The sequence below is a fragment of the Sphingomicrobium sp. XHP0239 genome (assembly GCF_039555325.1).
Classification (GTDB): Bacteria; Pseudomonadota; Alphaproteobacteria; order Sphingomonadales; family Sphingomonadaceae; genus Sphingomicrobium; species Sphingomicrobium maritimum.
The window spans coordinates 1,979,359-2,006,200 of sequence record NZ_CP154608.1; the positions used below are offsets into that span (position 1 = coordinate 1,979,359).

The following is a 26,842-nucleotide window of genomic DNA, read 5'->3' on the forward strand; positions in this document are numbered from 1 at the left end:
CATATCACGGCGGCGCGGAAAACCCGCTACAAGGGGGGCCGAGTGATTCCCCCGACCGCCTTCGACCCGACCGACCTTCCCGAACCCGGTGCCGACGGGCGCAAGGTGATCCATGTCGATATGGACGCCTTCTTCGCGAGCGTCGAACAGCGCGACGATCCGAGCCTTCGCGGCAAGCCGGTGGCGGTCGGCGGATCGTCGGGGCGCGGGGTGGTAGCGGCGGCGAGCTACGAGGCGCGCGAATATGGCGTGCGTTCGGCGATGCCCAGCGTGACCGCCAAGCGCAAATGCCCCGATCTCATCTTCGTCAAATCGCGATTCGACGTCTATCGCGAGGTGTCTCGGCAGATTCGCGAGATCTTCGCCGTCCACGCGAGCGAGGTACAGCCGCTGAGCCTCGACGAGGCATTTCTCGACGTGACCGACGATCCGCTCGGATTGGGCAGCGGCCGCGCGATCGCCGAGGACATTCGTGCGCGCATCATGGCGGAGACGAACCTCACCGCAAGCGCGGGCGTGTCCTACTGCAAGTTCATCGCCAAGCTGGCGAGCGACCAGAACAAGCCCGACGGCCTGTGCGTCATTCCGCCGTCGAAGGGGCCCGCCTTCGTCCAGAGCCTGCCCGTCAAACGCTTTCACGGCGTCGGCCCCAAGACCGCGGAGAGGATGAACCGCCTCGGCATCCATACGGGCGCCGACCTTGCCGGCTGGAAGTACGAGGAGCTACGGGCGCGCTTCGGATCGAGCGCCGAATGGTACTACCGGATCGCCCGCGGAATCGACACGCGGCCCGTCCGTTCCGAACGGACCCGCAAGAGCTGCAGTGCGGAGCGCACGTTCGGCCGGGATGTGAGTGACCAGAAAGAACTGCTCGCCGAACTCGACCGGGTCAGCGGCATCGCCTGGGAGCGTATCGATCGGGCGCGCTTCGTCGGGCGCACCGTGACGCTCAAGGTCAAATATGCCGATTTCGAGATCATCACCCGCGCCCGCAGCTTCCCGCATGCCGTGACCGAAGCCTCGCTCTTTCACGAGGCGGGGCGTTCGCTGCTGACGGCGCTGTTCCCGCTTCCCAAGGGTGTTCGCCTCCTCGGGCTGGGACTTTCCTCGCCGCTGAGCGAGCAGGAAAGTCGCGAGGTGCAACTGGGACTGGAATTCGAGTAGGATTTCTGTTATATAATCGTCACGATGAGCCGTCGGCAGCCCCGGCGGCGCTTTCATAGGAACACCCAACGCGCCACATCATCGATCCGCCGAATTGGGGGGCAGGTCGACCGGGGATTTCAGGCGCACTTTTCAACTCGGAGATAGTATATGGCGAGCAAGGCTCTCACGTTCGATGTCGGCGATTATGTCGTCTACCCCAAGCATGGTGTCGGCAAGGTCACCGAAATCCAGTCGACCGAGATCGCCGGTACCCAGCTCGAACTGTATGTCCTGCGCTTCGAAAAAGAGAAGATGACCCTTCGCGTCCCCGTCGGAAAGGCCGAGAGCACCGGCATGCGAAAGCTGTCGAGCGACAAGGCCATGAAGGACGCGATGGAAACGCTGAAGTCCAAGCCCAAGGTCAAGCGCACCATGTGGTCGCGCCGCGCGCAGGAATATGAGGCCAAGATCAATTCGGGCGATCTCATCCTGATCGCCGAAGTGACCCGCGACCTGTTCCGCGCCGACGACCAGCCCGAGCAGAGCTATTCGGAGCGGCAGATCTTCGAAGCGGCCTCGAGCCGTCTCGCTCGCGAGCTGGCGGCGATGGAAAAGACCGACGAGCCGACCGCGCTGAAGAAGATCCTCAAGGTGCTCGACGCCGCCGCGAAGATCTGGAACGCGGAGAAAGAGGAAGCCTAGAAACGTCTGGGGAACGGTCGACGCTTCCTGCGAAGCGAGAGTATTCCCAATGAATCACCAACGAGGCCCGGCCGGCGACGGTCGGGCCTTTTTCGTGCGCTCCGCAGCGCCGTTCGTCGAACGGAAGCGGCCGGAACTTGCCTCTAGGACCTCCCTCCTGTATTAAGGCGGCAACACAGTAAAAGGGGACCATGATGATCAAGCTTCCGTTGCTCGCCGCCGCGCTTCTGCCGGGCGCCATCACGTCGTGCGTGGGAACGTCCGGCGAGGATGGCGGTGCCATGACCACCCGGGTCGAACAGGTCGCCGCCTTCGAACGGCTGAGCGTGGGGGGCAATTACGACGTCATCGTCACCACCGGCAACGAACCCGGCGTGACGATCGAGGGGCCCGAAAACATCCTCGATGACATGATCGTCGAGGTAGAGGGCGACCTTCTGCGCATTCGCCAGGAGCGTTCTTCGTGGAACTGGCGCGGCAACGACGACGTCGACATCGCGATCCGCGTGCCGATGCTGAAAGAAGTTGCTGCCTCGGGTGCGAGCGATATCCAGATCGATCGGATCGAGACCGAACGCTTTTCGGGCGAGCTGTCGGGCGCGGGCGAGATCGATATCGCCGATGTCACGACCGACGATCTGCTCCTCGCCCTTTCGGGAGCCGGCGAGCTCAATGCTCGCGGAACGACCCGCAATCTTCGCGTCGGCATGTCGGGCGCGGGCGAGTTCAACGGCGCCGAGCTGACTGCCGAGAATGCGGACCTGCGCGCCAGCGGCGCCGGCTCGATCCGCGCCAACGTGACCGGCAAGGCAACCGGCGGCGTGTCGGGCGCGGGCGACGTCACCATCACCGGCGGCGCGGACTGCGACATCGGTACCTCGGGCGCCGGCAGCGTCGAATGCAGCTGAGATAGCATCGAGCATGGTCGGAACGAGTGAGCAGCCGGACGGACGCGAACCCGCGCGTGATGCGGGGCCGCAGGATCACCGCACGGTCGAACGAGCCCCCTTCGAGAAGCTGATCGTCAGCGGTTCGATCGTCGTCGACGTCAAACAGGGCGATACGCAGCGGATCGAGGTCTCGGGACCCGCGACAATGCTCGATGACCTGCAGATCATCTCGATCGATGGACGCGCGATCATTGGCTGGCGCGAGGGCGCCGGTTGGTCGTACAATCCCGGGCACGGCGTCGATATCGCCATCACCCTGCCGCGCCTGGTCGAGATCGCCACAAGTCATGCTGCAACCGTGATCGTCGCCCAGATGGAGGCCGAGGACGTTCAAATCTTCGCAAATGACGCCGGCCGCGTGCACGTCGAAGATGTACGCGCGGGCTCGGCCAAGATCATCAAGTCGGGAAGCGGGAAGCTGGAAATCGGCGCGCTCGTCAGCCACCGCGACATCATGGTGAGCAAGGAGGGGGCGGGATCGCTCTCCATCGACGGGATCGAGGGGCCATCGCTGAGGGGCGTCATCGACGGCGCGGGTTCGTCGCGATTCTCAGGATCGGTCGGCGAAGGGCAACTCATCAAGAAGGGGGCCGGTCGGGCCGATCTGTCGAACCTCGCCGGAGCGATCCAGCACGGCTGATCGTCTTGTTTCTTCGTTAACCATATCGGCCGCATGAGGAGGGTCATGAGAATCATCGCCTCCCTCCTCGCCCTGTTTGCCTTCGTGTCGCCCGCGCAAGCGCAGATCTTCAGCCAGCCGATCGAACGCAACTATTCGGTCACCAGCTACGATCGCGTCCGGGTCGAGGGCGGGCTGTCGGTCACGATGGTCACGGGCGTCTCGCCCTTCGCCCGTGCCAAGGGCAGGGCCGCCGACATGGACGGGCTGACCATCGATCTGAATGGCCGCACGCTGGTGATCCGCCAATCGGTGAACAATCGCCGCCGCAGCGAGGCCCCCGGTCCCGTTACGATCGAAGTGGGGACGCCGCGTCTCAGCCAGGCCTGGGTCAACGGATCGGGCACGCTCGACATCGACCGGGTCGAGGGGCTCGAATTCGATGCGTCGGTCAATGGTGCCGGACGACTGCGGATCGGGGCGCTGGAGGCGGACAATTTCGAGCTTCTGCTCAACGGCGCGGCCAGTGCCGAGATCGCCGGGCGGGTGGAAAGCGGCACCGTCGTGGTTCGCGGCGTCTCGTCGTTGCGCGGCGCGGGGCTCGATATCGAACAACTGACGCTGGGCGTCGATGGACCGGGCTATGTCGAACTGGGTGTGGCCGAAACCGCCGAGATCGACAGCATCGGCGCGGGCACGATCGCGCTGGACGGGGCTCCGGCCTGCGTCACGCGCCTGTCGGGTCCGACCGTCCTGACCGGCTGCGCGCCCGGTCGCTGACTTCGGTCAGACCAGACCCAGCCCCGCCAGCTTGCCGTAAAGGCGCGGGGGCAGGTCGCCGATCCCCGAACCGTCGTCCTCGGTTCCCGGTGCGTCCTTCGCCTCGAGGTAACGCCATCCTTGGTGCGCGCGCTTGGGAAAGGCGGCACAGCCCTCGAGTTTTGCGGCGATGATGATGTCCCATCGGCCGTCCGATCGTTCCTCGAACCGCAGCACCTTGGACCGCGCGACGATACGGTGCTTGACGATCCAGTGCAGCCGTCCGCCGTTCGCCACTTCGGCATGGCGCACGGGGCGACGCTTGGTCACGATCCGCACCTCGCCCCCGCGTGCGCGGCCCGCCAGCCGCTTTTCCAGCGTCGGCAGCGTCTTCACGCCATAGGCGACTTTGGTGAGGTGCACGCAATCGGTCACGCGGCCAAAATGGCGCGCGGCGCCAAGGCTTTCAACCGCTTAGAGCAGGACCGCGCTCGCCAGGCCCAGAAACGCGAGAAAGCCGATCGTATCGGTCACCGTCGTCACGAAGACGCTCGACGCCACCGCGGGATCGGCGCCTAGTCGGTCGAGCGCGACGGGCACCAGCACACCCGCAAGCCCCGCGACGATGATGTTGAACAGGATCGCCACCGCGATCACCGCTCCCATCATCGGGTCGAGGATCAGTCCGACGCCGATGCCGAGAATGAACGCGATCGTCAGCCCGTTGAGCAAGGCGACGAGGAATTCGCGCCGGATCGCCCGGGCCCGGTTCGATCCGGTCAGCTGGTTGGTCGCCAACGCACGCACCGTGACCGCCAGCGCCTGCGTCCCCGCATTGCCACCCAGCGCCGCGACGATCGGCATCAGCGCGGCGAGGATCGCCAGCCGGGCGATCGTCCCTTCGAACTGCGCGATCACGAAGGTCGCGAGCAGTGCGGTACCGAGATTGGCGATCAGCCAGCGGACGCGGTCGCGATACGCCTCGGCCACCGGCTCGTTGATGTCGCCGTCGCCCGCGCCCGACAGGAGCAGCGCGTCCTCGCTCGCCTCTTCCTCGATGATGTGGACGATGTCGTCGACCGTCACCATCCCGACGAGCCGCCCGCCGCCGTCGACGACCGCGGCGGAGATCAGCGCGTATTTCTGGAAGCGCAGCGCCACCTCCTCCTGGTCCATGTCGACCGGGATCAGCGTCTGTTCTTCCTGCATGATGGCGGTGATCGGCACGTCGCGCTTGGTGCGCAGCAGCGTCGACAGCTTGGTTGTGCCGACGGGGCGATGCGCCGGTCCGACCACGAACACTTCCCAGAAATCGTCCGCCAGTTCGGTGTCGGATCGCATAAAATCGATGACCTGACCCACGTTCCAATGCTCGGGCACCGCGATAAGATCGCGCTGCATGATGCGCCCGGCGCTTTCCTCGGGATAGGACAGCGCTTCCTCGACCGCGGCGCGGTCGTCGGGCTCCATCGCGTCGAGGATCGCGCGCTGGTCGGGTTCGTCGAGATCCTCGAGCAGCGCGACCGCATCGTCGGTATCCATGTCGCCGGTCAGCTCGGCGGCCTGCCCCGGATCCATTTCCTCGACGACCAGCTCGCGGACATGCTCGTTCATCTCGGCATAGACGTCGGCGTCGAGGAGGTTGCCCAGCGCCCCGATCAGTGCGGAGCGATCTTCGGGCTCGGCCAGTTCGATGAGGTCGGCACGGTCGGCGGGATGCAGTTCGGCGACCAGCGCGCAGGCTTCTGCCAGCCGCCCCTCCCGAACGTCGTCGACGACCTCGCGGACGAAATCGGGGCGCAGCCGGTCCTCGGCATCGTGGACGAGGTCGTCGTCGAGCGTGTTGGTCTCGCTCATCATCCCGTCCCTCCCCTCGTCCCGGTCTCGAACCTGCCCCCCTATCGCCCTACGCGGCGGGTGGCGCAAGCGGCGCTGGCCCCCTATGCACGGCCGCGAACGAAACAACAGGAGGCTTTCATGGCTGACACCCTCACCCTCACACTTTCGACCGGCGGCGACGTCGTCATCAAACTGCTGCCCGACATCGCGCCCAAGCATGTCGAACGCATCACCAAGCTGGCGAAGGACGGATTCTACGACGGCGTGGTCTTCCACCGCGTCATCCCCGGCTTCATGGCGCAGGGGGGCGATCCGACCGGCAAGGGCACGGGCGGCAGCGACCTTCCCGACCTGCCCGCCGAGTTCAACGATCACCATCACGCCCGTGGTACCTGCTCGATGGCGCGTACCGCCGATCCGAACAGCGCGAACAGCCAGTTCTTCATCTGCTTCGGCGAGGCCGGATTCCTCGACAACCAGTACACCGTCTGGGGCGAGGTTCAGAGCGGCATGGAACATGTCGATGCCCTTCCGACGGGCGAACCGGTGCCCAACCCCGGCAAGATCGAGAAAGCGACGGTTTCCTAGGACCGTGACTCCGGTCACGCTCGTCACCGGAGCGAGCGCCGGGCTCGGCGCCGAGTTCGCGCGGCGCTATGCCGAACGCGGCGACAGGCTCGTGCTCGTGGCGCGTCGGCAGGACCGGATCGAGGAACTGGCCGCCGAACTGGGCAATGCCCGGTCGGTCGCGATGGACTTGAGCGAGCCCGGCGCCGCCGCCCGCCTTCTCGACGATATCCGCACGAACGGGGAGACGGTCGCGCGGTTGATCAACAATGCGGGGTTCGGCCTCGTCGGGCGTTTCGCAAAGCTCGACGGTACGCAGCAGCGGGCGATGGTCGATCTCAACTGCGGCGTGCTGACCGAGCTTGCGCATGGCGTCCTGCAACCGATGAAGGCCGCGCAGTCCGGCGAAATCCTCAACGTCGCCTCGGTCGCCGCCTTCCAGCCGGGTCCCGGGATGGCGGTCTATTTCGCGACTAAGGCCTATGTCCTGAGTTTTTCGGAAGCGCTCCACGAAGAGGTGCGCGAGAAGGGCGTGAAGGTCAGCTGCCTGTGTCCGGGTGCGACTCGGACTGAATTCGGCGAGGTCGCCGGGTTCGAGGCTTCAAAGGCGATGCAGAAAGCGATGGACACCGTCTCGCAGCAGGCCGCCGAAGTGGTCGATGCGGGGATCCGGGGTCTCGACGCCAACAAGGCCGTCGTCGTGCCCGGCGCCATCAACAAGATTTCCGCCAATTCCAGTCGGTTCCTGCCACGAGCGGCGATGCGGCGGATCACCAAACTGTTGAAGAAATAACGCCCGGGTATTTCGCGCTTGCACAAATCATGGTGCAGTGCGATAAAGGTTGCGTCGGGCCACTGGTCCGACATCCTCTCCTGACGGGGCCCGGTCGTTCATTCGGTCGGGCCCTATTTCTTTGCCCTCTTTATTTGGTGGGCAGCGACCCCAAGTGAACCTTGAAGGATCGTCCTGCATTGGGGGCGATGAGATCTTATCAGGAGTTTATCTTGGCCGACGCCGAAACCCAGACCAAAGCCGCCCGCGTCCAGGTTGCCAACCTGCCACCCGCCGATTCGGGCCGGGGCCTCGCCCGCCTTCCCGTATCCGTGATGGAGGCACTGGGCCTTTCCGATGGCGACGTGATCGCAGTGACGGGCAAGCGCATGACTCCCGCCCGCGCGATCCGCCCTTACAAGGACGACAAGGGCCTCGACATCGTGCGCCTCGACGGGCTTCAGCGCTCGAATGCGGGCGTGGGGTCGGGTGACTTCGTCAATGTCCAGAAGGCGCAGTCCAAGCCTGCCAAAAAGGTCACTTTCGCCCCCGCGCAGCAGAACGTGCGCCTCCAGGGCTCGACCGACGCGCTGAAGCGCAGCTTCTTCGGCGCGCCGATCCTCAAGGGCGATCTCGTCGCCACCGCGGGCCACCAGCGCGTAAACATGGATATGCCAGAGAATATCCGGCAGCTGCTGCAGGCACCCGCCTTCGCATTGCAGGAAATCCGCCTCAAGGTCGTCGCGACCAAGCCCGAAGGCATCGTCCATATCGATGCCGACACCGAGATCGACCTTGTTCCCGCGGGCGAAAAGGTCCGCGACGGCGAGCGGCCGGCGGTCACCTACGACGATCTCGGCGGGATGACGAATACCATCGACGCGCTGCGCGAGATGGTCGAGCTTCCCCTTCGTCACCCCGAACTGTTCCAGCGCCTTGGCGTCGACCCGCCGAAGGGCGTGTTGCTGCATGGCCCCCCCGGTACCGGAAAGACCATGCTGGCCCGCGCGGTCGCCAACGAGAGCGATGCCGAATTCTTCCACATCGCTGGGCCCGAAGTCATGGGCGCCGCCTATGGCGAATCCGAAAAGAAACTGCGCGAACTCTTCGAACAGGCCGCAAAGGCCGCGCCGAGCATCGTCTTCATCGACGAGATCGATTCGATCGCGCCCAAACGCGACGATGTGAAGGGCGAGGCGGAAAAGCGCCTCGTCGCCCAGCTGCTCACGCTGATGGACGGGTTGGAGCCGCGGGCGAACCTCGTGGTCATCGCCGCCACGAACCGGCCCGATGCCATCGATCCCGCTCTGCGCCGCCCCGGCCGCTTCGACCGCGAGATCGTCATCGGCGTGCCTGACGAGCGTGGGCGGCGCGAGATCTTCGGCATCCATACCCGTGGCATGCCGCTGGCAGAGGATGTCGATCTCGACCGCCTGTCGCGCCGCACCTACGGGTTCGTTGGCGCCGACATCGCCAGCCTGACGCGCGAAGCGGCGCTCGAAAGCGTTCGGCGGATCATGCCCAAACTCAACCTCGACGAGGACGTTATCCCCGACGAAATCCTCGAGACGCTGGCCGTCACCGCCGACGATTTCCGGGACGCGCTGAAGCGCGTGCAGCCGAGCGCGATGCGCGAAGTGATGGTGCAGATGCCCTCGATCGGATGGGACGACATCGGCGGCCTCGATGAATCGCGCGACAAGCTCAAGGAGGGCGTCGAGCTCCCCCTTAAGCATCCCGACGCCTTTCGCCGCCTCGGCATCCGTCCGGCGCGCGGCTTCCTGCTCTACGGACCGCCCGGAACCGGCAAGACCTTGCTGGCCAAGGCGACCGCGCGCGAATCCGAAGCCAATTTCATCGCCACCAAATCGAGTGACCTGCTCAGCAAGTGGTATGGCGAGAGCGAGCAGCAGATCGCGCGTCTGTTCAGCCGCGCGCGCCAGGTCGCCCCGACCGTCATCTTCATCGACGAACTCGACAGCCTCGTCCCCGCTCGCGGTCGCGGTGGCAGCGGCGAACCGGCGGTTACCGAGCGGGTGGTAAACACGATCCTGTCGGAAATGGACGGGCTCGAGGAGATGAACAACGTCGTCGTCATCGGCGCGACCAACCGGCCCAATCTTATCGATCCGGCGCTGCTGCGCCCTGGCCGCTTCGACGAACTGATCTACGTCGGTCCGCCGGCGCGCGAGGGACGGTTGCAGATCCTCAAGATCCATACCGAGAACATGCCGCTAGCCGACGATGTCGATCTGGAGGATCTGGCCAATCGGGCCAAGCGCTTCACCGGCGCGGATCTGGAAGACCTCACGCGCCGTGCGGGTCTCATCGCCATGCGTCGCGACATGGACCAGGCGCTGGTCACGAAGGAGGACTTCGACAATGCGCTTAAGGAGACGCGCCCCTCGGTCACGCAGAAGATGCTCGATCAGTACAAGAAGATTCGCGACAATCTGAAGCAGGATGCGCTGAAGCCCGAACCCACGATCGGCTTCATTTCGCCCGGAATGCTCGAGCCGCGGGACGGCCGCGATCCGGACGGCGAGGAAGAATGATCAGAGGCGCCGGCACCACAGCGCCATGACGATCAGGAGCGCGGTGGCGATGGCGAACGGAAGCCACGCCGCCGCGCCGTAGAGCAGGATGCCGATGGTCGGCGCCGCGACGAAGGCGAGGCCGTTGGCGCTGGTCACGATTCCCGCGACGCCGCCCTGTTCGTCGAGCCCGACCGCCAGGCTCGCCCCCGCGGTAAAACCGGGACGGGTGAAGCCAAACCCGATATTGGTAAGCGCGAACCCCAGCACGATGCCGTAGAGGCTACTCGCCACCATCGTTCCGAGGAGGCCGACCGCGGCAATCAGCGATCCCCAGACCATCAACGCGCGCGGAGCCAGCCGCAGGCGCGGGATCAGCCCCCATTGCGCCGCCAGCGTGGCCGCCGCCCCGGCCAGCATCACCAGCGCGATCTCCTGTTCCGCCCCCACCGGCTCCAGCCCCAGCCGGTCGATGGTGAAGAAGCCCATGATCGTGAGGATGCCCGCCATCGCATGGTTGGTCGCCACCCCGGCGGTGATCCAGCCGCGGATGCGCGGGTCGGACCAGCGCATCTTCGATCGCGGGTTGGTCGCCGCCCGGACGCTCGCCCCCGTGGGGGCGGTGGCGAGGCTGGGATAGCTCATGGCGGCGCCCTGCCCCCGTCGGGGTCCTCGGCGCGGGCCCAGATCGTTGGGGAGCATCGCCCACACAGCGATCATGACGACGGCACCGAACGCGGCGAAGACGAACAGCGGGCCGGACAGTCCGAGAAGAGGCAGCACGAACAACGGCGCCAACGCGGGCCCGACGATCGTCCCCAGCGAGAAACTCGACGACAGTCCGGCGATCGCATCGACCCGCGACCCGCGCCGCGTCCGGCTGGCGAGATAGGCCTGCGTCGCGCTCGGCGTCGCGCATCCGAAGATGCCGTAGAAGGCCCGCGCCAAGGCGAAGACCGCGAAGGTGAGATAGGCACCCATCCAGCCGTTCAGCCCGGCGAACAGCACGATCCCGCACAGCAGTGTCGACACCGTGAACCCAGCGCCGACCCCCAGCAGGATGAGCGGCTTTCGCCCCCGCGTATCGCTGAGGCTCGCCCAGCGCGGGGCGAAGAACACCCACATCGCTGCCGACACCGTAAAGGTCAGCGCGACCACGACGTCGGGAATCCCGATCGCGCGACCGATCGCGGGCATGACCGACTGAAGCGCCGTATTTCCCGCCGCCGCCACCAGCATGGCCGCGTACAGGAGAATGAACTGGCGGCTGGTCAGGGCGCTACCCGCCACCTTGCCGAACGGGGTCGCCGCGTTCACTCGCCTCCGCCCAGAGGCAGGTTCAGGCGCCGGCTGACGGTATAGTCGAGCCAAGTGACGAGGAAGTTGGAGATGGCCCAGCGCGTCCGCGCCCAAAAGGTGTCCCGCTGCGCCTGAACCTCCGGCGTGATGGCCCGCGCATCGCGCCGTTCGTCCGCAATCCAGCCACGCATCTTCGTCGCCGCGTCCGCGTCCTCGATCCGGAGCATGACTTCCATGTTCACGAACAGGCTGCGGAAATCGAAGTTCGAGCTGCCGATATGCACGACGTCGTCGACGACCGCGAGCTTGGTGTGCATCTTCGTCTTTTCATATTCGTGGATCGTCACGCCCGCCGCCATCAACTGGTGATAGCTGTGCCGCGCCGCCGCGATGGTGGTCGTATTGTCGGACTTGGCCGGCACCAGCAGCTTCACCGTACCCCCGTCGCGCGACACGCGCTCGAGCCGCCGAAGAAAGGCGCCCGAAGGCGAGAAATAAGCCATCACCAGCTCGACGTGCCTCGCATCCCAGAAATCGCGGATCAGGCCGCCCGGCCACGGCGTGTGGCGCGGCCACGGCGCCGAAAACTGCCATTGGAGCGGACCGCGCGTGGTACTGTGCCGCGCCACGATGTCCGACAGGCGGCGCAGGTGCGCCTTGTTCGTCTTCATCCAGCCGAGAACGTCCTCGAAATAGTCGGCCAGCGGGCGCGTGGCGTCGCCCTCGATGCTCAACCACAGATCGCGCCAGGCGGTATCGTGATCGCCGAGATAATCGTCGCACAGGTTCGCGCCGCCGATGATTGCGCGCTCGCCGTCGGCGATGAAGATCTTCTGGTGGTTGCGAATGAGGTAGCGGCGTCCGAACCGCGCGTTGAAGACCAACGTGGTCCCACCCGCCGCGCGGATCGGTGCGAAAAACGCGTCCTCGTCTTCCAGATCGCGCAGGCCAAAGCCGTCGATCACCAGCCGCACGCGCACCCCCCGCTCCGCCGCCCGGGCCAGCGCATCGCGAATGGCCGTGCCGCTGGCATCGTCGGCCAGATCGTAGAACAGCAGGTCAAGCGTGGTCTGCGCCCGGTCGATCCAATCGAGAATAAGGGCCTTTCGCGCGTCGCCGGACGCGTAGAGCGCCATCTCGTTTGCGTCGACGGTGAAGGTCAGATCGGGCGCCATGCGCCGTTTCATGGGGCGCGATCCGCCCTTTCGCAAGCGTGACGACATTTGACTCGGGCGTGTGTCATCCCTACATCGCGCGTTCACGGATTTTCCCGAATTGCAAGACAAGGACCGACCGCATGGCGCGTGTGACCGTCGAAGATTGCGTCGACAAGATCGACAACCGTTTTGACCTCGTTCTGCTGGCCGCCGAGCGGGCGCGCCAGATTTCGGGCGGCGCCGACCTGACGGTCGATCGCGACCGCGACAAGAACCCGGTCGTCGCGCTGCGCGAGATCGCCGAAACGACGGTCAAGCCCAAGCATCTGGAAGAAAGCCTCGTGTCGAGCCACCAGAAGGTGCAGGTCGACGACGAGGACGAGATCGACGAAATGTCGAGCCTCAACGACCAGGCGGAGGCGCTGCGCCTGACGGCATCGGCCCCGCCGCGTCCCAATCCGAGTACCGCCGACTAGGCGCTTGCGGATCGGTTAGAACAACAGGAGAGGCGGCCCGCGCGGGTCGCCGTTTTTGTTGCCGAGGCCGCCTAGAGCTTGATCCGGTCGGTGCGGCGAATGCTCGCGCCCGTCTTGGTGTCGAGCCACATGAGATCGCAGAGACCCAGTTCGCGTCCGTCCGACGACAGGACCGCGACCGTGCGCACCGGATTCCCGTCGCGCGTATCGGCCAACTGAATCTGGCTGCAGCCATGTCCCCACCGTTCGCCCCATTGCCGCAACGCCACCACCACCGGAAGCAGCTCTTCGCCCTTCTTCGTCAGCTGGTAGACCACCTTGCGTCCGTCCTTGGGATCGGGTTTGCGATTGAGGATGTCGCCCGCGACAAGTTTGCTCAATCGATCCGACAGGATGTTGCGGGCGATGCCGAGGCCCGCCTGGAACTGCTCGAAATGCGACAGACCGTTCAGCGCACTACGAAGAATCAGAAACGCCCATTTCTCCCCGATCAACTCGATCGCGGGCGGCAACGGGCATTGCAGTGCCGCTGCCTTAAAGGCTTCGATGTCCGGCGTGACCCCACTCACTCTACTTCTCCCGACAACTTCAATACGCGAAACCGTCGCCGCTACGGAACCCGTGCGACTTGTGGGCTAAAGGATCGCCATACCTCTGTCATGGGTTAATTGACAGATGCGAGCGGGAACCGCCCCTATCGGTTCGGTTTCCATCCGCAATCGATCGGCGGGCCGGGTCGACCGCGCCTCCCACCGCAACGCGCCCCACCCGGGACTTTATTCGCACTTGCAATAAGACCCCTAACACCCTCATTTATCGAGGGTGTTGAGACAATATGAACTGGTCGAGCGGGTTCGCTCCTACGATCCGGACGCCGACGAGGCGCTGATCAACCGTGCCTATGTCTTTTCCATGAAGGCGCACGGGGCGCAGTTGCGCGCCTCGGGGGACCCCTATTTCTCGCACCCCATCGAGGTCGCGGGCATCCTTACCGACATGAAACTGGACGACGAGACCATCGTCACCGCGATCCTCCACGACACGATCGAGGATACCGTCGCCACGCCCGAGCAGATCGAGAATCTGTTCGGGACAGAGGTCGCGCGGCTGGTCGACGGCGTCACCAAGCTGTCCAAGGTCGAGGCGATGAGCGAGAGCGAGCGCGCCGCCGAAAATCTGCGCAAGTTCCTGCTCGCGCTGTCGGGCGATATCCGCGTGCTGCTCGTCAAGCTGGCGGACCGGCTTCACAATATGCGCACCCTCCATCACATTCCGAAGGAGGAGAAGCGCCGCCGGATCGCGCGCGAGACGATGGACATCTACGCGCCGCTCGCCGAACGGGTAGGCCTCTACGAGATGATGAAGGAGATGCAGACGCTCGCTTTTAAGCATCTCGAACCCGACGCCTACAAGTCGATCATCCGCCGCCTTCGCCAATTGAACGAGCAGGGCGGCGACGTCATCAGCCGCATCGGGCTCAACCTCGAGCTGCACCTGTCCGACCACGGCCTCGACGCCGAGGTCGCGGGGCGCGAGAAGCATCCCTATTCGATCTGGCGCAAGATGGCCGAACGGCACATCAGTTTCGAACAATTGTCCGACGTCATGGCTTTCCGCGTCATCGTCGAGAACGTCGACGACGTCTATCGCGCATTGGGGCTGATCCATCAGCGCTGGCCGATGGTGCCGGGCCGATACAAGGACTTCATTTCCACCCCCAAGCGCAACGGCTACCAGTCGCTTCACACCAGCGTCATCCACGATTCCAACATGCGGATCGAGGTGCAGATCCGCACCAAGGACATGCACGAACTGGCCGAGCGCGGGCTTGCGGCGCACTGGGCGTACAAGACCGGCGAACGGGCGATCGGCCCCGGGCCCGACATACGCACGCCGTGGATCGAGGATCTCGTCGAGATTCTCGAGCACGCCGACGGGCCGGAGGAGCTTCTCGAACATACGCGCATGGCGATGTATCAGGACCGGATCTTCGCCTTCACTCCGAAGGGCGAGCTGATCCAGCTGCCCAAGGGGGCGACCCCCGTCGACTTCGCTTACGCCGTCCATACCGACCTCGGCGACCAGACGGTGGGCGCGAAGGTCAACGGCCGCGTCGTTCCGCTACGAACCCTGCTCGACAACGGCGACCAGGTCGAAATCCTCGCCAGCGACGCGCAGCAGCCCCAGCCGTCTTGGCTGCGCTTCGTCGCGACCGGCAAGGCACGTGCCGCGATCCGCCGCTTCGTCCGTCTCAAGGAGCGCGACGAGACCATCGAACTGGGCACCAAGATCTTCGCCGAGATCCTCGAACGGCTTCCCAACGCGCCCCGCCGCGGTGCCACCCGCCGTGCCGCCAAGCGGTTGGGGATGGAGGACGAGGCCGAACTGATGGAAGCGATTGCCAAGAAGCGCATCTCCGACGCCGCGGTGATGGAGGCGCTCGTCCCGGGCTCGACCGCGGGCATGGACGACGACAAGCGCTCGCGCCCGCCCGAACAGCGCAGCGCCATCTCGATCAAGGGGCTGACCCCCGGCGTCGCCTTCGAACTGGCCGAATGCTGCCATCCCATCCCCGGCGACCGCATCGTCGGCGTCCGGCGCGAGGATGACATGATCGTCGTTCATACCATCGGCTGCGATACGTTGCTTGCCAGCGACGATGCCGACTGGCTGGACCTCGCATGGGGCGACCAGTCGGACGGCGGCACCGCGCGCATCCGGGTGATCCTCCACAATGTCGCGGGCGCTCTCGGCGAGATGGCCGGCATCTTCGGCGCGAAGAGCGCCAATATCGTGAACCTCGGCCTCGTCCACCGCGATGGTGCCTTCCACACCTTCGACGTGGACACCGAATTGCACGATCTGGCGCATCTTCACGCCATGATCGCCGCCCTTCGCGCCAGCGACTCGATCAGCTCGGCCGAACGGGTTTAGAATTCGGCCCAAGTTCGATCGCGAAGATGGGCTCGCCTGGTACCTCGTGAAGCGAATGATCGCCGCGGGTCTCCTGACGGCGGTCGTATTCTATACGCTGATCATCCTCGTCGTTCCGGCGATCCTCGACTCGATCGACTAGCCCACCACGTTCTGTGCCGCGCCTCTCGCCGCGCTGTTGCGGCGCAGCGCATCCGCCCCGCCCGATGCCAGAACGGCCAGCGTCACGAGGTCGCTGGAGCTCGCGGTCATCGGCGCGATCTGTACGGGCAGGCTCATCCCCATCAGGTAGGGGCCCAGAACGTCCTCGCCTCCGATCGCCTTGAGAAGTTTCGACGACAGGTTCGCCGACTGCAGCCCCGGCATGATCAGGATGTTGGCCGGGCCCGTGAGACGCGAAAAGGGATAATAGGCCCGCTGCGCATCGTAGTTGAGCGCGACGTCGGGACCCATTTCGCCTTCATATTCGAAGTCCGTGGTCATCCGGTCGAGTACCTTCACCGCGCCGCGCAAATGCTCGATATGCTGTCCGGGCGGGTTGCCGAAGGTGGTGTAGCTGATGAAAGCGACACGCGGCTCGGCGCCCATCCGCCGCGAGAAGGCGGCAGAACGGATCGCGATCGCCGCCAGCTGTTCGGCGGTCGGTCGTTCGGTCACGCTCGTATCGGCGATCAGCACCGTCTGGCCCTTGGTCGCGACGATGTTGATCCCGAACGGCTCGGCGCCATGATCCTCGTCGATGACCGTACGCACCTGCGCGAGGCTCTGCGAGAAGGGTCGCGTCGTCCCGGTGATCATCGCATCGCCTTCGCCCAGTGCCAGCATCGCGGCGGTGAAGGTATTGCGATCCTGGTTGACCATCCGTTCGATCTGGCGGCGCAGCATGCCCTTGCGCTGGTGCTTCTCGTAGATGAAATCGACTGCTTTCTCGACCAGCGGCGAATTGCGGCTGTTGAGGACTTCGAAGCTCTCGGGATCGTCGACCCCATGCTCGCGCAGGCGATCGTAGGTCGTTTCCCGGCCCACCAGCACCGGCGTGCCGTAACCACCCTCGCGGAAGGCGATGGCGGCGCGGATGACATTGTCCTCCTCGCCCTCGGCGAACAGGACGCGCTTGGGATTGCGCTTGGCCGCCTCGAACGCGAGGCTCATCACCGATCCGGTCGGGTTGAGGCGCGCTCGCAGTTCCGACCGATACTGATCGAAGTCGGCGATTTCCTTCTGCGCCACGCCGCTGTCGATTGCCGCCTTCGCCACCGCGGCGGGGACGATCTCGATCAAGCGCGGATCGAACGGAGCGGGAATGATGTAGTCGGGGCCGAAGCTCTTGGCCGCGCCGCCATAGGCTGCCGCCACTTCCTCGGGCACCGGTTCGCGCGCCAGCGCGGCCAGCGCCTGTGCAGCGGCGATCTTCATCTCCTCGTTCACCGCCGTGGCGCGCACGTCGAGCGCACCGCGGAAGATGAAGGGAAAACCCAGCACGTTGTTCACCTGGTTCGGAAAATCCGAGCGGCCGGTCGCGATGATGGCATCGGGCCGGGCTTCCTTGGCGACCGGGGGCGCGATTTCCGGGGTGGGATTGGCCATCGCGAAGATGATCGGATCCTTCGCCATCGGCTTGATCATGTCGCCGTCGAGCACGTTACCGGCACTCAGGCCCAGGAAGACGTCCGCGCCCTCCAGCGCCTCGGCCAGCGTGCGACGGTCGGTCTTCACCGCCTGCGCGCTCTTCCACTGGTCGAGGTCGTCGCGGTCGGGGTGGATGACCCCGGTGCGGTCACACATCAGCACATTCTCTCGCCGCACGCCCATCGACCGGATGAGATCGCTGCACGCGATCGCCGCCGCGCCCGCGCCGTTGATGACGACCTTGAGGCTCTCCATCGACCGCCCCGTCAGGTGCGCGGCGTTGATCAGCCCCGCCGCGGTGATGATCGCGGTGCCGTGCTGGTCGTCGTGGAAGACCGGAATGTTCATCCGCTCTTTCAGCGCCTGTTCGATCACGAAGCAATCGGGTGCGCCGATGTCTTCCAGGTTGATGCCGCCAAAGCTCGGCCCCATCAGTTCGACCGCGTCGATGAAGCGATCGCAGTCCTGCGTATCCAGTTCGATGTCGATCGAATCGACGTCGGCGAAACGTTTGAACAGTACCGCCTTGCCCTCCATCACCGGCTTGGACGCCAGCGCTCCGAGATTGCCGAGGCCGAGAATGGCCGACCCGTTCGAGATGACCGCGACGAGATTGCCCTTGGCCGTCAGTTCGTAGGCCTTGCCGGGGTCCGCTGCGATTTCCTCCACGGGAACCGCGACACCCGGCGAATAGGCAAGCGCGAGGTCGCGCTGGGTCGCCATCGGCTTGGATGGCGTGATCTCGAGTTTGCCGGGGCGCCCGCGCGCGTGGAAATCGATCGCTTCCTCGCGCGAGAACTTGACGTTCGCTTCGCTCATATCTGTCTCTCCTGTGGATTGAGCGCATAGCGGCGCGCTTCGCTCCAAGTCACGCTGATTCATGGCGCGGGCGGTGCGAAGCCGCTAGCATGGCATCCGATCATGGCCCGCGACGATTCCGCCCCCTCCAGCACCCCGGTGATGCAGCAGTTCCACGACCTCAAGGCCGAGGCCGGGGACGCGCTGCTGTTCTTCCGCATGGGAGACTTCTTCGAATTGTTCTTCGACGACGCCAAGGTCGCCGCGGCCTGCCTCGACATCGCGCTGACCAAACGGGGCGAAGATCGGGGTCGGCCCGTCCCGATGTGCGGCGTCCCCGTCCATGCGGCGGAAAATTATCTCGCGCGGCTGATCAAGGCGGGCCATCGCGTCGCCATCGCCGAACAGACCGAAAGTCCCGCCGAGGCCCGAAAGGCGCGCGGATCGAAAGCGCTCGTCGCACGCGGCATTGTGCGGGTCGTCACTCCCGGTACGCTGACCGAGGAGACATTGCTCGACGCCAAGGCTGCCAACTGGCTCGCCGCCGTCGGACGCGCGGGCGACGATTATGCCATCGCCGCCGCCGACATTTCCACGGGTCGGTTCGAACTCATCGCTTGCGATACGGGCGGTCTCCCCGCCGAACTCGCGCGGCTCGACGCCGCCGAAGTGATCGCCGAGGACCGCATACCGGGCCTTGCCACGACACCCGGCGCGGGCGGGTTCGACAGCGCGGGCGGTGAACGCGCGCTCAAAGAGCGGTTCGGGGTCGCCGATCTGGCCGGGTTCGGCAATCCGACCCGCGCCGAGTGCGCCGCGGCCGGTGGCCTGCTCTCCTATCTCGACGCGACACAGAAGGAGGCGACCGCGCACCTCGACGCGCCGCGCCGCATCGATCGATCGAGCCTGATGGCGATCGACCCCGCGACCCGGGACAGCCTCGAATTGCTGCGCGGCGCGGACGGCAGCCCCGCCACCAGCCTGCTCACGGCCATCGACCGATGCGTCACCGCCGGGGGTCGCCGCCAGCTCGCCGCCGACATCGCCGCGCCGCTCGCCACCCTCGACCCGATCCGCGCCCGCCTCGCGCTGGTGCAGCATTTCGCCGACGATCAGCTTCGTCGCGAGGAGATCCGCAGCGCGCTCAAGGCCCTGCCCGACCTCGCCCGTGCGCTCGGACGTCTCGTCGCCGGGCGCGGTTCGCCCCGCGATCTCGGCCAGCTTCGCGATGCCCTGACCGGCGCGAGCGCGCTCCACGAGCGCCTGTCCGCAGACGATCCTCGTCCCGATCTCCTCGATCATCTGCTGCCGCGACTCACGGGGCACGACGCGTTGATCGATCTGCTCGGCCGCGCGCTGGTCGAAAGCCCGCCGATCGACGTCGCGAAGGGCGGATACATCGCGGCGGACTTCGACGAGACGCTCGACGACTTCCGCGCCATGGCGAAGGGCGGACGGCAAGCGATCGCGGCGCTCGAAGCCGAGTATCGCGAGGCGACCGGGATCGGCAGCCTCAAGATCAAGCACAACAACGTGCTCGGCTATCATATCGAGGTCCCCGCCAAGGCCGCCGCGCCGCTCATGGCCGACAACAGCGGCTTCACCCATCGCCAGACGATGGCCAATGCGGTGCGCTTCAACAGCCCCGAACTGCACGAGCGCGCCACCGCATTGGGCGAAGCGGGAGACCGCGCGCTGGCGCTCGAAGCCGAACATCTCGCCACTCTGGTCGCAGCTGCAGTGGACGCCGCTCCGGCGCTCGCCCGCGCCGCCGACGCACTCGCCCGGATCGATGTCGCGGCCGGGCAGGCCGAACGCGCCATCGAGGGCGGCTGGTGCCTTCCCAGCCTCGTCGAACAACCTTGCCTCGAGATCGACGGCGGCCGCCATCCCGTCGTCGAAGCGGCGCTCGCCCGGTCCGGCGAACGCTTCATCGCGAACGACATCGCACTCGGTCCGCACGATCGGCTCTGGCTGATCACCGGCCCCAATATGGGCGGCAAATCGACCTTCCTGCGCCAGACCGCGCTGATCGCCCTGCTCGCCCAGTCGGGCGGCTACGTTCCCGCGTCCCGGGCGAAGATCGGTCTCGTCGACCGTCTATTCAGCCGCGTCGGCGCGTCGGACAATCTCGCGCGCGGCCGTTCGACCTTCATGGTCGAGATGGTCGAGACCGCCGCCATTCTCGCGCAGGCGACGCGGCAAAGCCTCGTCATCCTCGACGAGATCGGACGCGGGACCTCGACCTACGACGGGCTCGCGCTCGCCTGGGCGGTAACCGAGGCGATGCACGACGAGGTGCGCGCTCGCACCCTGTTCGCGACCCACTATCACGAGCTCACCCGCCTCGCCGCGCGACTGGATTGCCTGTCGCTGCATCATGTTCGCGCGCGCGAATGGAAGGGCGACCTCGTCCTTCTGCACGAAGTCGCCGAGGGCCCCGCGGATAAGAGCTACGGCATCGCCGTCGCCCGGTTGGCGGGCCTCCCTCCCAAGCTCCTCAAACGCGCCAAGAGCATCCTCGATCGCCTCGAAGCGGGTCGCAGCGAGACGGGCGGCATCGCAGCGGGGCTCGACAGCCTGCCGCTGTTCGCCGCCGCCGCTGCCGAGGAGGAAAGCACCGATCCGCTGGTCGAGGCGCTATCCGCCATCGACCCCGACGCCCTGAACCCGCGCGAGGCGCTGGAGGCGCTCTATCGGCTCAAGGCACTGGAGGACGGGCGATGAACGTCCCCCTGCGTGCAGACCTCGTCGGCGACCGGCGGACGATCGTCGATCGACGCGCGCTGTCCGACCGGCTGATGGCGCTGGGTTATGGAGAGGATGGCCGCGATGCCGCGCTCGACCTGCTCAAGTCCGCGCTGACCGACGGACGTGCCGAACTGGCACGCCGCGTGGCGGCCGAGCCGAATCGCGGTCGCGTTCACGCCGCCGCTTATGCCTTTCTCGCGGACCAGATCATCCGCCTCGCACACGATTTCGTCGTCCGCCGCCTGTTTCCCAACCCCAACCCTTCGACCGCGGAACGCTGGTCGCTCGTCGGCATCGGCGGCACGGGCCGCGGCGAGGTCGCTCCGCACAGCGATCTCGATCTGATGCTGCTCGTTCCCGAAACCCGCAGCGCTTGGGTCGAACAGTCGGTCGAGGGACTGCTCTACATCCTTTGGGACCTTGGCCTCACCGTCGGTCATGCCGTGCGCACGCCCGCCGAACTGGTCCGGCTCGCCGGGGAAGACATGGCGATCCGCACCGCGGCGCTCGAAGCTCGCTACATCTGGGGTGACCGGCCCTTGTTCGAAGCGATGAAGGCAGGGTTCGACGCCGAGGTGCGCGGCGGCTCGCCCAAGGATTTCGTCGCCGCCAAGCTCGCCGAACGCGACGCGCGCCACGAACGGATGGGCGACAGCCGCTATCTCGTCGAACCGAACGTGAAGGACGGCAAGGGCGGTCTGCGCGATCTACACACGCTCTATTGGATCGGGAAGTACGTCCACGGCGTCGATGCCCCCGCCGACCTCGTCGCGAAGGGTCTGTTCGACGAACGCGAGTTCCGCCAGTTCGAGCGCGCCGAGCGCTTCCTGTGGTCGGTCCGCTGCCATCTCCACCTCGCCGCCGGACGGGCGGAAGATCGGCTCGGCTTCGATCATCAGAAGGAGATCGCCGAGGCGATGAACTATGCCGACCGGCCCGGAAAGGCGGCGGTCGAGCGGTTCATGCAATTCTATTTCCTCAACGCCAAGACGGTCGGCGATCTCACGGGCGTCTTCCTCGCCCAGTTGGACGAGCAGCTTGCGCAGAAGGGCCGCCGGTTCGCGCTGATCGACGTGTTCCGCCGCGAAAAGGTGATCGACGGCTTCCCGCTCGACCGGGGCCGCCTGTCGGTCCCTTCGCAGGACTGGCTGGAGGACGAACCCATTCGTCTTCTCCAGCTGTTCCGCACCGCCCAGCGTGAGGGTCTCGAAATCCATCCCGACGCCATGCGCGCCGCCGCGCGTGCCGCGCGCGAGGTCGACGAGATCCGCGACGAACCGTCGGCCAACGCCGTCTTTCTCGACGTTCTTACGGGTCGCGAGCGCACCGATACGGTGCTTCGGTGGATGAACGAAGCGGGCGTCTTCGGCCGGTTCGTGCCCGACTTCGGTCGCGTCGTGGCGCAGATGCAATTCGACATGTACCATCACTACACCGTCGACGAGCATACCATCCGCGCGATCGGCCTGACCGCTGCGATCGACCGCGGCGAGCTGGCGGAGGATCATCCGCTCGCTACCAAGCTGATGCCGCAATTGGCGTCGCGCCGGGCGCTCTATGTCGCGGTGCTGTTGCACGACATCGCCAAGGGGCGCGGCGGCGACCATAGCGAACTGGGCGCGGACATCGCGCTCGACCTGGGGGCCCGCTTCGGGCTCGATCCGGGCGAGACCCATCAGGTCGCATGGCTCGTGCGGCATCACCTTCTGATGAGCGCCACCGCGTTCAAGCGCGACCTTGCCGATCCCACCACCATCGCGGATTTCTGCGCCAAGGTGAAAAGTCCCGAGCGGCTGCGCATGCTGCTCATCCTCACCGCGGTCGACATCCGGGCGGTCGGGCCGGGAACCTGGACCGAATGGAAGCGTCGGCTGCTCCGCACACTTTATGAGGCCGCGGAGGAGAAATTGCGGCTGGGCCACAAGGAAGCGGGTCGTGCCGAACTGGTCGAACGGCGAAAACAGCAATTGGCCGAACGGCTCAAATGGCCCGCGGCGCTGATGAAGGCACACGCCAAGCGGCTGGGCGATAGCTACTGGCTCGCGGAGCCCACCGACTGGCAGCGCTCCAACGCCCGGCAGATCGCGGAAGCGGAAAGTCGCATCGGCGATGCCGCCCCGTCCGTTCGCCTTCGTACCGATGCCGACGTCGACGCGACCCGGGTCAGCATCTTCGCGCCCGACGCTCACGGTCTGTTCGCGCGCATCTGCACGGGGGTGAGCGCGGGGGGCGGATCGATCATCGACGCGCGAGTGCACACCACGACCGACGGCAAGGCGCTGGACAATCTGCTGGTCACGGACGCACAGGGTCAGCCCTACGACGACCCGCGCCGCCGCCGGCGGTTGCGCGCCGCCATCCTCGAGGCGCTGACCGCCGATACGGTCCCGCCCCCACCGTCGCGCGAGAGCCTTACCCCGCGCGAGGAAGCGTTCGACGTGCCCCCCGGCGTGATGATCAGCCAGACCGCCTCCACCCGCATGACCGTGGTCGAGGTCAACGCACGCGACCGCCCGGGCCTGCTCGCGCGGCTCGCCCATGCCATTTTGTCGGTCGATGCGGAGGTCCATTCGGCGCACGTCACCACCTATGGCGAGCGGGCGGTCGACACCTTCTACCTGACCGACGGCAACGGGCGAAAGCTATCGGGCGCAGTGACCGATGCGCTCCGTGAAGCCTTGCTCGCGGCGGCATCCGACGCGCCCGCCAAATCCTCCTGACGCTGACGAAAAAGGGCCCCGCCATGACGGCGAGACCCCTTTCCTCTCCAGCTGGTGAAGCCCCTTCGGCTCAACCGCGCTCCGGTTCCGGCGGCGGCGGCGGCGGGGGCGGAGGCGGCGGGGGCGGCGGGCATTCCTCGCTCGCCAGGATCACCGTCCCGTCGGGGCACGTAATGGTCGCGGGAGGCGGCGGTGCCGGCTCCGGCGCGGGCGGCGGCGGCGGGGGCGGGGGCAGCGGCTCACTGCGCGGTCCCAGCGTGCCCCGAAGCGTCAGGCCGTAGGTCCGCGGCTCGGCGAGGAAGGCGCCGAACAGTTGGGTCGAGACGGGGATGAAGCCCGCATCGACCGCGCGGATGTTGCCCGAGCCCTGCAACGGCGCGTCGAACGCGACCTGCGTATATTCCGCGTCGAACAGGTTGCGGCCCCACAGTTCGATCGCCCAGCTATTCTCCGGCCCGCGAAGACCGACGCGGCCGTTGAAGACCTGGAAGCTGGGCTGCAACTTCTGCAGATCGAGGTCCGAACCGGTGTTGAATTCGCTCATGTGACGACCGTCGACGTAGAACAGCGCCGACAAGCCGCTGTCGCCGATCGGCGGGGTCCAGGCGACCGAGCCGGTGAGCGTCAGCTGGTTCGAGTTCGAGATACGACGACCCGGCAGCTGGAACAGGCTGTTCGAGATCGGCCCGCCCGTACCGCCGACGAGATCCTCGCGATACTTCGTGTCGACGTAGGTGCCGCCGAAATTGAAGTTCACATAATCGATCGGCTGCGCGAACAGTTCGAACTCGACCCCGCGCGACCGCACGCCCGGTTCCAGGTCGCCCGTGCAGGCGCCGGTGGTGCTGTCGAAATCCTCGTCAGCCCCGCCCAGGTCTTCCGAGCAGCTGTTGATGTTCTCGACCTCGTAGAAGAGCCCGTTGAACTGGTTCAGCTGGAAGCCCGAGAAGTCCTGCTGGAAGGCCGCGATGTTCACGTCGATCCCGCGTCCGTCGAACTTGGCGCCGATTTCGTACGCGCTGTTGATCTCGGGTTCGAACTGAAGGAGCGTCAGGTCGTTGTTCGCGACCACCGCCCCGTCACCACCGATGCGCAGAAGACTGGAGCGGTCGAGGTTGAACCCGCCCGCCTTGTAGCCGCGCGAGTAGCTACCGTAGACGAGCGTCGAATCGCCGAGTTCGTAGCTGATGACGCCGGTCCCGGTGAGCTCTTCCTCGTTGCGCGAGTCCGAGCCGGTCAGGCCCGGGCCGACGATCGAGGGGACAACGCACGGCAACTGGTCGAGCGCGGCCAGCGGCGACTGCGAGATGGCTTCGCAGAGCGCGTTATTGTCCTGCAGCGTGACGTCGAGATCCTTGTTTTCCGACGTGAAGCGCAGGCCGACGGTCAGGTCGAGCCGGTCGGTGACCGAGAAGATGTTGTGGGTGAACACCGCGAAGTTGTTCGAGCTCTGCTCGAACCGGTCCTGGCTGCGCACCCCGTTGAACGGGTCCGCGTTGGGAAGACCGAGCGCGACCGCGATCGACTGATAGCCCGGCGCGGCGGGGTTGGCGTTGAGCGCGTTGAACAGCCCCGCATTGGCGGCGACGCCCTGAAGCTGCTGCTGCAGTCCGGTGCGCTGCGCGACGAGCGCCGCGCGCTGCGCCTGGAGCGCGGCGAGCTGCTGCTGCAGCGCGACGTTGCCCGGATCGGCAGCCAGCGCGGCCTGCACCTGGGCGATACCCGCGTCGATCTGGGCGATGCCCGCATTGATCTGCGCGATGCCCTGCTGGAGCTGCTGCACACCCGAATTGAGCTGCGCCTGCGCGCCGCCGATGATGTTGGGGTTGATACAGCTGGCGTTGGTCGGCGCCAGCGCGGACGGCAGAACCGAGTTGATGAGCAGGCAGTTGGCGTACTGCAGGTAATCGGGGCCGTATCCGATATTGTCCTGCAGCGTCAGATCTTCCTGCGCGTAATAGCCGCCGATGAGCCAGTCGAGCGGACCCGCTTCGCCTTGCAGGCGGAGTTCCTGCGAGAAGGTCTTGAACTCGGTGAAGCCCGTCCCGTCGCCCGGACGCACCAGCGTCGCGAGATTGTTGAAGCTGGCATTCTGGCCGCGAATATATTCGTTGGAACGATAGGCGGTGATGCTGGTCAGCTCCACGCCGCCGAGATCGAGAACCGCCTCGCCCGACACGCCCCAATCCTCGACGTCCGACCGGAAGCCGAAGCCCGGCGCGATCGCCGTTTCGCGGGCGAAGGTGTCGTCGTTGATGATGCCGCCGAGAGCCTGCTGGAGACCCTGAATCGTGCTGGGACCGAACGAACCGTCGTAGTTGACGGCCGGCAGGTAGGTGGCGTCGCAGCATTCCTCGTCACGGTTGGCATAGTCGCCGATGACACGAACCGACAGATCGTCGCTCGGCTCGAACAGAAGCTGCCCGCGGATGAGGTAGCGGTCGCGATCGTTGACCGTCCGGCCCGAGATCACGTCCGTGAGGAAGCCGTCGCGCTCGAGGTAGACGCCGTCGAGGCGCGCCGCGATGCTGTTGGTCAGCGGCCCAGTGATCGAGGCTTCGGCGCGGCGATAATTGTAGTTGCCGATCGAGATCGCGCCCGAGACTTCGGGCTCGAAGCTCGGCTGCGCGGTGATGATCGAGATGAGACCCGCCGAGGCGTTGCGCCCGAACAGGGTGCCCTGCGGCCCGCGCAGCACTTCGATCCGGTCGACCGCGCCCAGTTCGGTCAGGCCGACGCCGGTGCGGCTGCGGTAGACGCCGTCGATGAACACTGCGACCGAGCTTTCGAGGCCGGGGTTGTCGCCGACCGTGCCGACGCCGCGGATACGAGCCGTGCCCGCGCCCGCTTCGGACGAGGTGGAGGAGACGAGCAGCGAAGGCGACAGCTGGGTCAGCTGGCGAATGTCGTCGGCGCCCGAGTTCTGGAGGCTTTCGGCCGTGACGGCCGAGACCGCGAGCGGAACGTCGGAAAGCGCCTGGTTCCGGCGCGTAGCCGTGATGATGATGCCGCCCGTGTCCTCGACCGGCTGAAGTTCGGCGGTCTCATCATCGACCGCGCCCGCTTCAGCGGTGGCGCCGTCGGTCGGTTGCGTCCCGCCATCGTCGGTATCGGTTTCCTGCGCATAGGCAGGGGCTGCGAAAGCAAAAAGGCCGACCGAGGCCAAAAGCAGGGATTTGCGCATGCGACG

General features: G+C 66.1%; 19 protein-coding genes. 12 read left to right on the forward strand and 7 right to left on the reverse strand.

Annotated features, from left to right (window positions below; translation table 11 throughout):
• The first annotated feature begins 42 nt into the window (after positions 1 to 42).
• The 5 genes from dinB to WJT74_RS10020 all read left to right on the forward strand — a co-directional run bounded on the left by dinB (position 43) and on the right by WJT74_RS10020 (position 4,197).
• On the forward strand, positions 43 to 1,164 hold the full coding sequence (dinB, locus tag WJT74_RS10000) for a DNA polymerase IV (protein ID WP_343344337.1): 1,122 nt from the start codon (positions 43 to 45) through the stop codon (positions 1,162 to 1,164).
• A gap of 150 nt (positions 1,165 to 1,314) precedes the next feature.
• On the forward strand, positions 1,315 to 1,848 hold the full coding sequence (locus WJT74_RS10005; protein WP_343344340.1) for a CarD family transcriptional regulator: 534 nt from the start codon (positions 1,315 to 1,317) through the stop codon (positions 1,846 to 1,848).
• Positions 1,849 to 2,039: 191 nt separating this feature from the next.
• Positions 2,040 to 2,756 (forward strand): head GIN domain-containing protein, encoded by a 717-nt coding sequence (locus tag WJT74_RS10010; RefSeq protein WP_343344342.1) that lies wholly within the window; start codon positions 2,040 to 2,042, stop codon positions 2,754 to 2,756.
• A gap of 13 nt (positions 2,757 to 2,769) precedes the next feature.
• Positions 2,770 to 3,438 carry a GIN domain-containing protein gene (locus WJT74_RS10015; RefSeq protein ID WP_343344345.1) on the forward strand — a complete coding sequence of 223 codons (669 nt, stop codon included), beginning with the start codon at positions 2,770 to 2,772 and terminating at the stop codon, positions 3,436 to 3,438.
• Between the two features lie 45 nt (positions 3,439 to 3,483).
• Positions 3,484 to 4,197: a GIN domain-containing protein gene (locus WJT74_RS10020; protein ID WP_343344348.1), complete on the forward strand. Its 714-nt coding sequence runs from the start codon at positions 3,484 to 3,486 to the stop codon at positions 4,195 to 4,197.
• A 6-nt stretch (positions 4,198 to 4,203) separates the two neighbouring features.
• Here the strand turns inward: WJT74_RS10020 and WJT74_RS10025 are convergent, their stop codons facing one another.
• Together WJT74_RS10025 and mgtE are read right to left on the reverse strand one after the other, a co-directional pair.
• Positions 4,204 to 4,599: a DUF1489 family protein gene (locus tag WJT74_RS10025; RefSeq protein ID WP_343344351.1), complete on the reverse strand. Its 396-nt coding sequence runs from the start codon at positions 4,597 to 4,599 to the stop codon at positions 4,204 to 4,206.
• 51 nt (positions 4,600 to 4,650) lie between these two features.
• Positions 4,651 to 6,033, reverse strand: a complete 1,383-nt coding sequence (gene mgtE, locus WJT74_RS10030) for a magnesium transporter (protein ID WP_343344353.1) — start codon at positions 6,031 to 6,033, stop codon at positions 4,651 to 4,653.
• A 120-nt stretch (positions 6,034 to 6,153) separates the two neighbouring features.
• Between mgtE and WJT74_RS10035 the strand changes: the two genes are divergently transcribed.
• From WJT74_RS10035 to WJT74_RS10045, 3 genes are all read left to right on the forward strand, one after another.
• Positions 6,154 to 6,603, forward strand: coding sequence for a peptidylprolyl isomerase (locus WJT74_RS10035; protein WP_343344355.1), 450 nt, complete (start codon positions 6,154 to 6,156; stop codon positions 6,601 to 6,603).
• A gap of 4 nt (positions 6,604 to 6,607) precedes the next feature.
• On the forward strand, positions 6,608 to 7,375 hold the full coding sequence (locus WJT74_RS10040) for an SDR family NAD(P)-dependent oxidoreductase (RefSeq protein ID WP_343344358.1): 768 nt from the start codon (positions 6,608 to 6,610) through the stop codon (positions 7,373 to 7,375).
• A gap of 212 nt (positions 7,376 to 7,587) precedes the next feature.
• Positions 7,588 to 9,909, forward strand: coding sequence for a CDC48 family AAA ATPase (locus tag WJT74_RS10045; protein WP_343344360.1), 2,322 nt, complete (start codon positions 7,588 to 7,590; stop codon positions 9,907 to 9,909).
• Here WJT74_RS10045 and WJT74_RS10050 read toward each other — a convergent pair whose 3' ends face one another.
• A complete protein-coding gene (locus tag WJT74_RS10050; RefSeq protein WP_343344362.1) occupies positions 9,910 to 11,205 on the reverse strand; it encodes an MFS transporter in 1,296 nt (431 codons plus the stop codon).
• The gene (locus tag WJT74_RS10055; protein WP_343344364.1) at positions 11,202 to 12,374 is read right to left on the reverse strand and encodes a phospholipase D-like domain-containing protein; all 1,173 of its coding nucleotides are present in this window, start codon (positions 12,372 to 12,374) and stop codon (positions 11,202 to 11,204) included. The genes WJT74_RS10050 and WJT74_RS10055 overlap by 4 nt, the downstream gene beginning before the upstream one ends.
• A gap of 110 nt (positions 12,375 to 12,484) precedes the next feature.
• Between WJT74_RS10055 and rpoZ the strand changes: the two genes are divergently transcribed.
• Positions 12,485 to 12,820 carry a DNA-directed RNA polymerase subunit omega gene (rpoZ, locus tag WJT74_RS10060; protein ID WP_343344367.1) on the forward strand — a complete coding sequence of 112 codons (336 nt, stop codon included), beginning with the start codon at positions 12,485 to 12,487 and terminating at the stop codon, positions 12,818 to 12,820.
• Between the two features lie 71 nt (positions 12,821 to 12,891).
• On the opposite strand, the gene WJT74_RS10065 is transcribed toward rpoZ, so the two are convergent.
• Positions 12,892 to 13,389: a winged helix-turn-helix transcriptional regulator gene (locus WJT74_RS10065; protein ID WP_343344370.1), complete on the reverse strand. Its 498-nt coding sequence runs from the start codon at positions 13,387 to 13,389 to the stop codon at positions 12,892 to 12,894.
• Between the two features lie 253 nt (positions 13,390 to 13,642).
• Here WJT74_RS10065 and WJT74_RS10070 point away from each other — a divergent pair, with 253 nt between their 5' ends.
• Positions 13,643 to 15,754 carry a RelA/SpoT family protein gene (locus tag WJT74_RS10070; RefSeq protein ID WP_343344373.1) on the forward strand — a complete coding sequence of 704 codons (2,112 nt, stop codon included), beginning with the start codon at positions 13,643 to 13,645 and terminating at the stop codon, positions 15,752 to 15,754.
• A gap of 138 nt (positions 15,755 to 15,892) precedes the next feature.
• Here WJT74_RS10070 and WJT74_RS10075 read toward each other — a convergent pair whose 3' ends face one another.
• Positions 15,893 to 18,202 carry an NADP-dependent malic enzyme gene (locus tag WJT74_RS10075; RefSeq protein ID WP_343344375.1) on the reverse strand — a complete coding sequence of 770 codons (2,310 nt, stop codon included), beginning with the start codon at positions 18,200 to 18,202 and terminating at the stop codon, positions 15,893 to 15,895.
• Between the two features lie 102 nt (positions 18,203 to 18,304).
• Between WJT74_RS10075 and mutS the strand changes: the two genes are divergently transcribed.
• Together mutS and WJT74_RS10085 are read left to right on the forward strand one after the other, a co-directional pair.
• Positions 18,305 to 20,908: a DNA mismatch repair protein MutS gene (mutS, locus tag WJT74_RS10080; protein WP_343344377.1), complete on the forward strand. Its 2,604-nt coding sequence runs from the start codon at positions 18,305 to 18,307 to the stop codon at positions 20,906 to 20,908.
• Entirely contained in the window at positions 20,905 to 23,652 is a 2,748-nt protein-coding gene (locus tag WJT74_RS10085; protein WP_343344379.1) for a [protein-PII] uridylyltransferase, read from the forward strand. The genes mutS and WJT74_RS10085 overlap by 4 nt, the downstream gene beginning before the upstream one ends.
• Before the next feature lie 70 nt (positions 23,653 to 23,722).
• On the opposite strand, the gene WJT74_RS10090 is transcribed toward WJT74_RS10085, so the two are convergent.
• A complete protein-coding gene (locus tag WJT74_RS10090; RefSeq protein WP_343344381.1) occupies positions 23,723 to 26,836 on the reverse strand; it encodes a TonB-dependent receptor in 3,114 nt (1,037 codons plus the stop codon).
• Positions 26,837 to 26,842 lie beyond the last annotated feature (6 nt).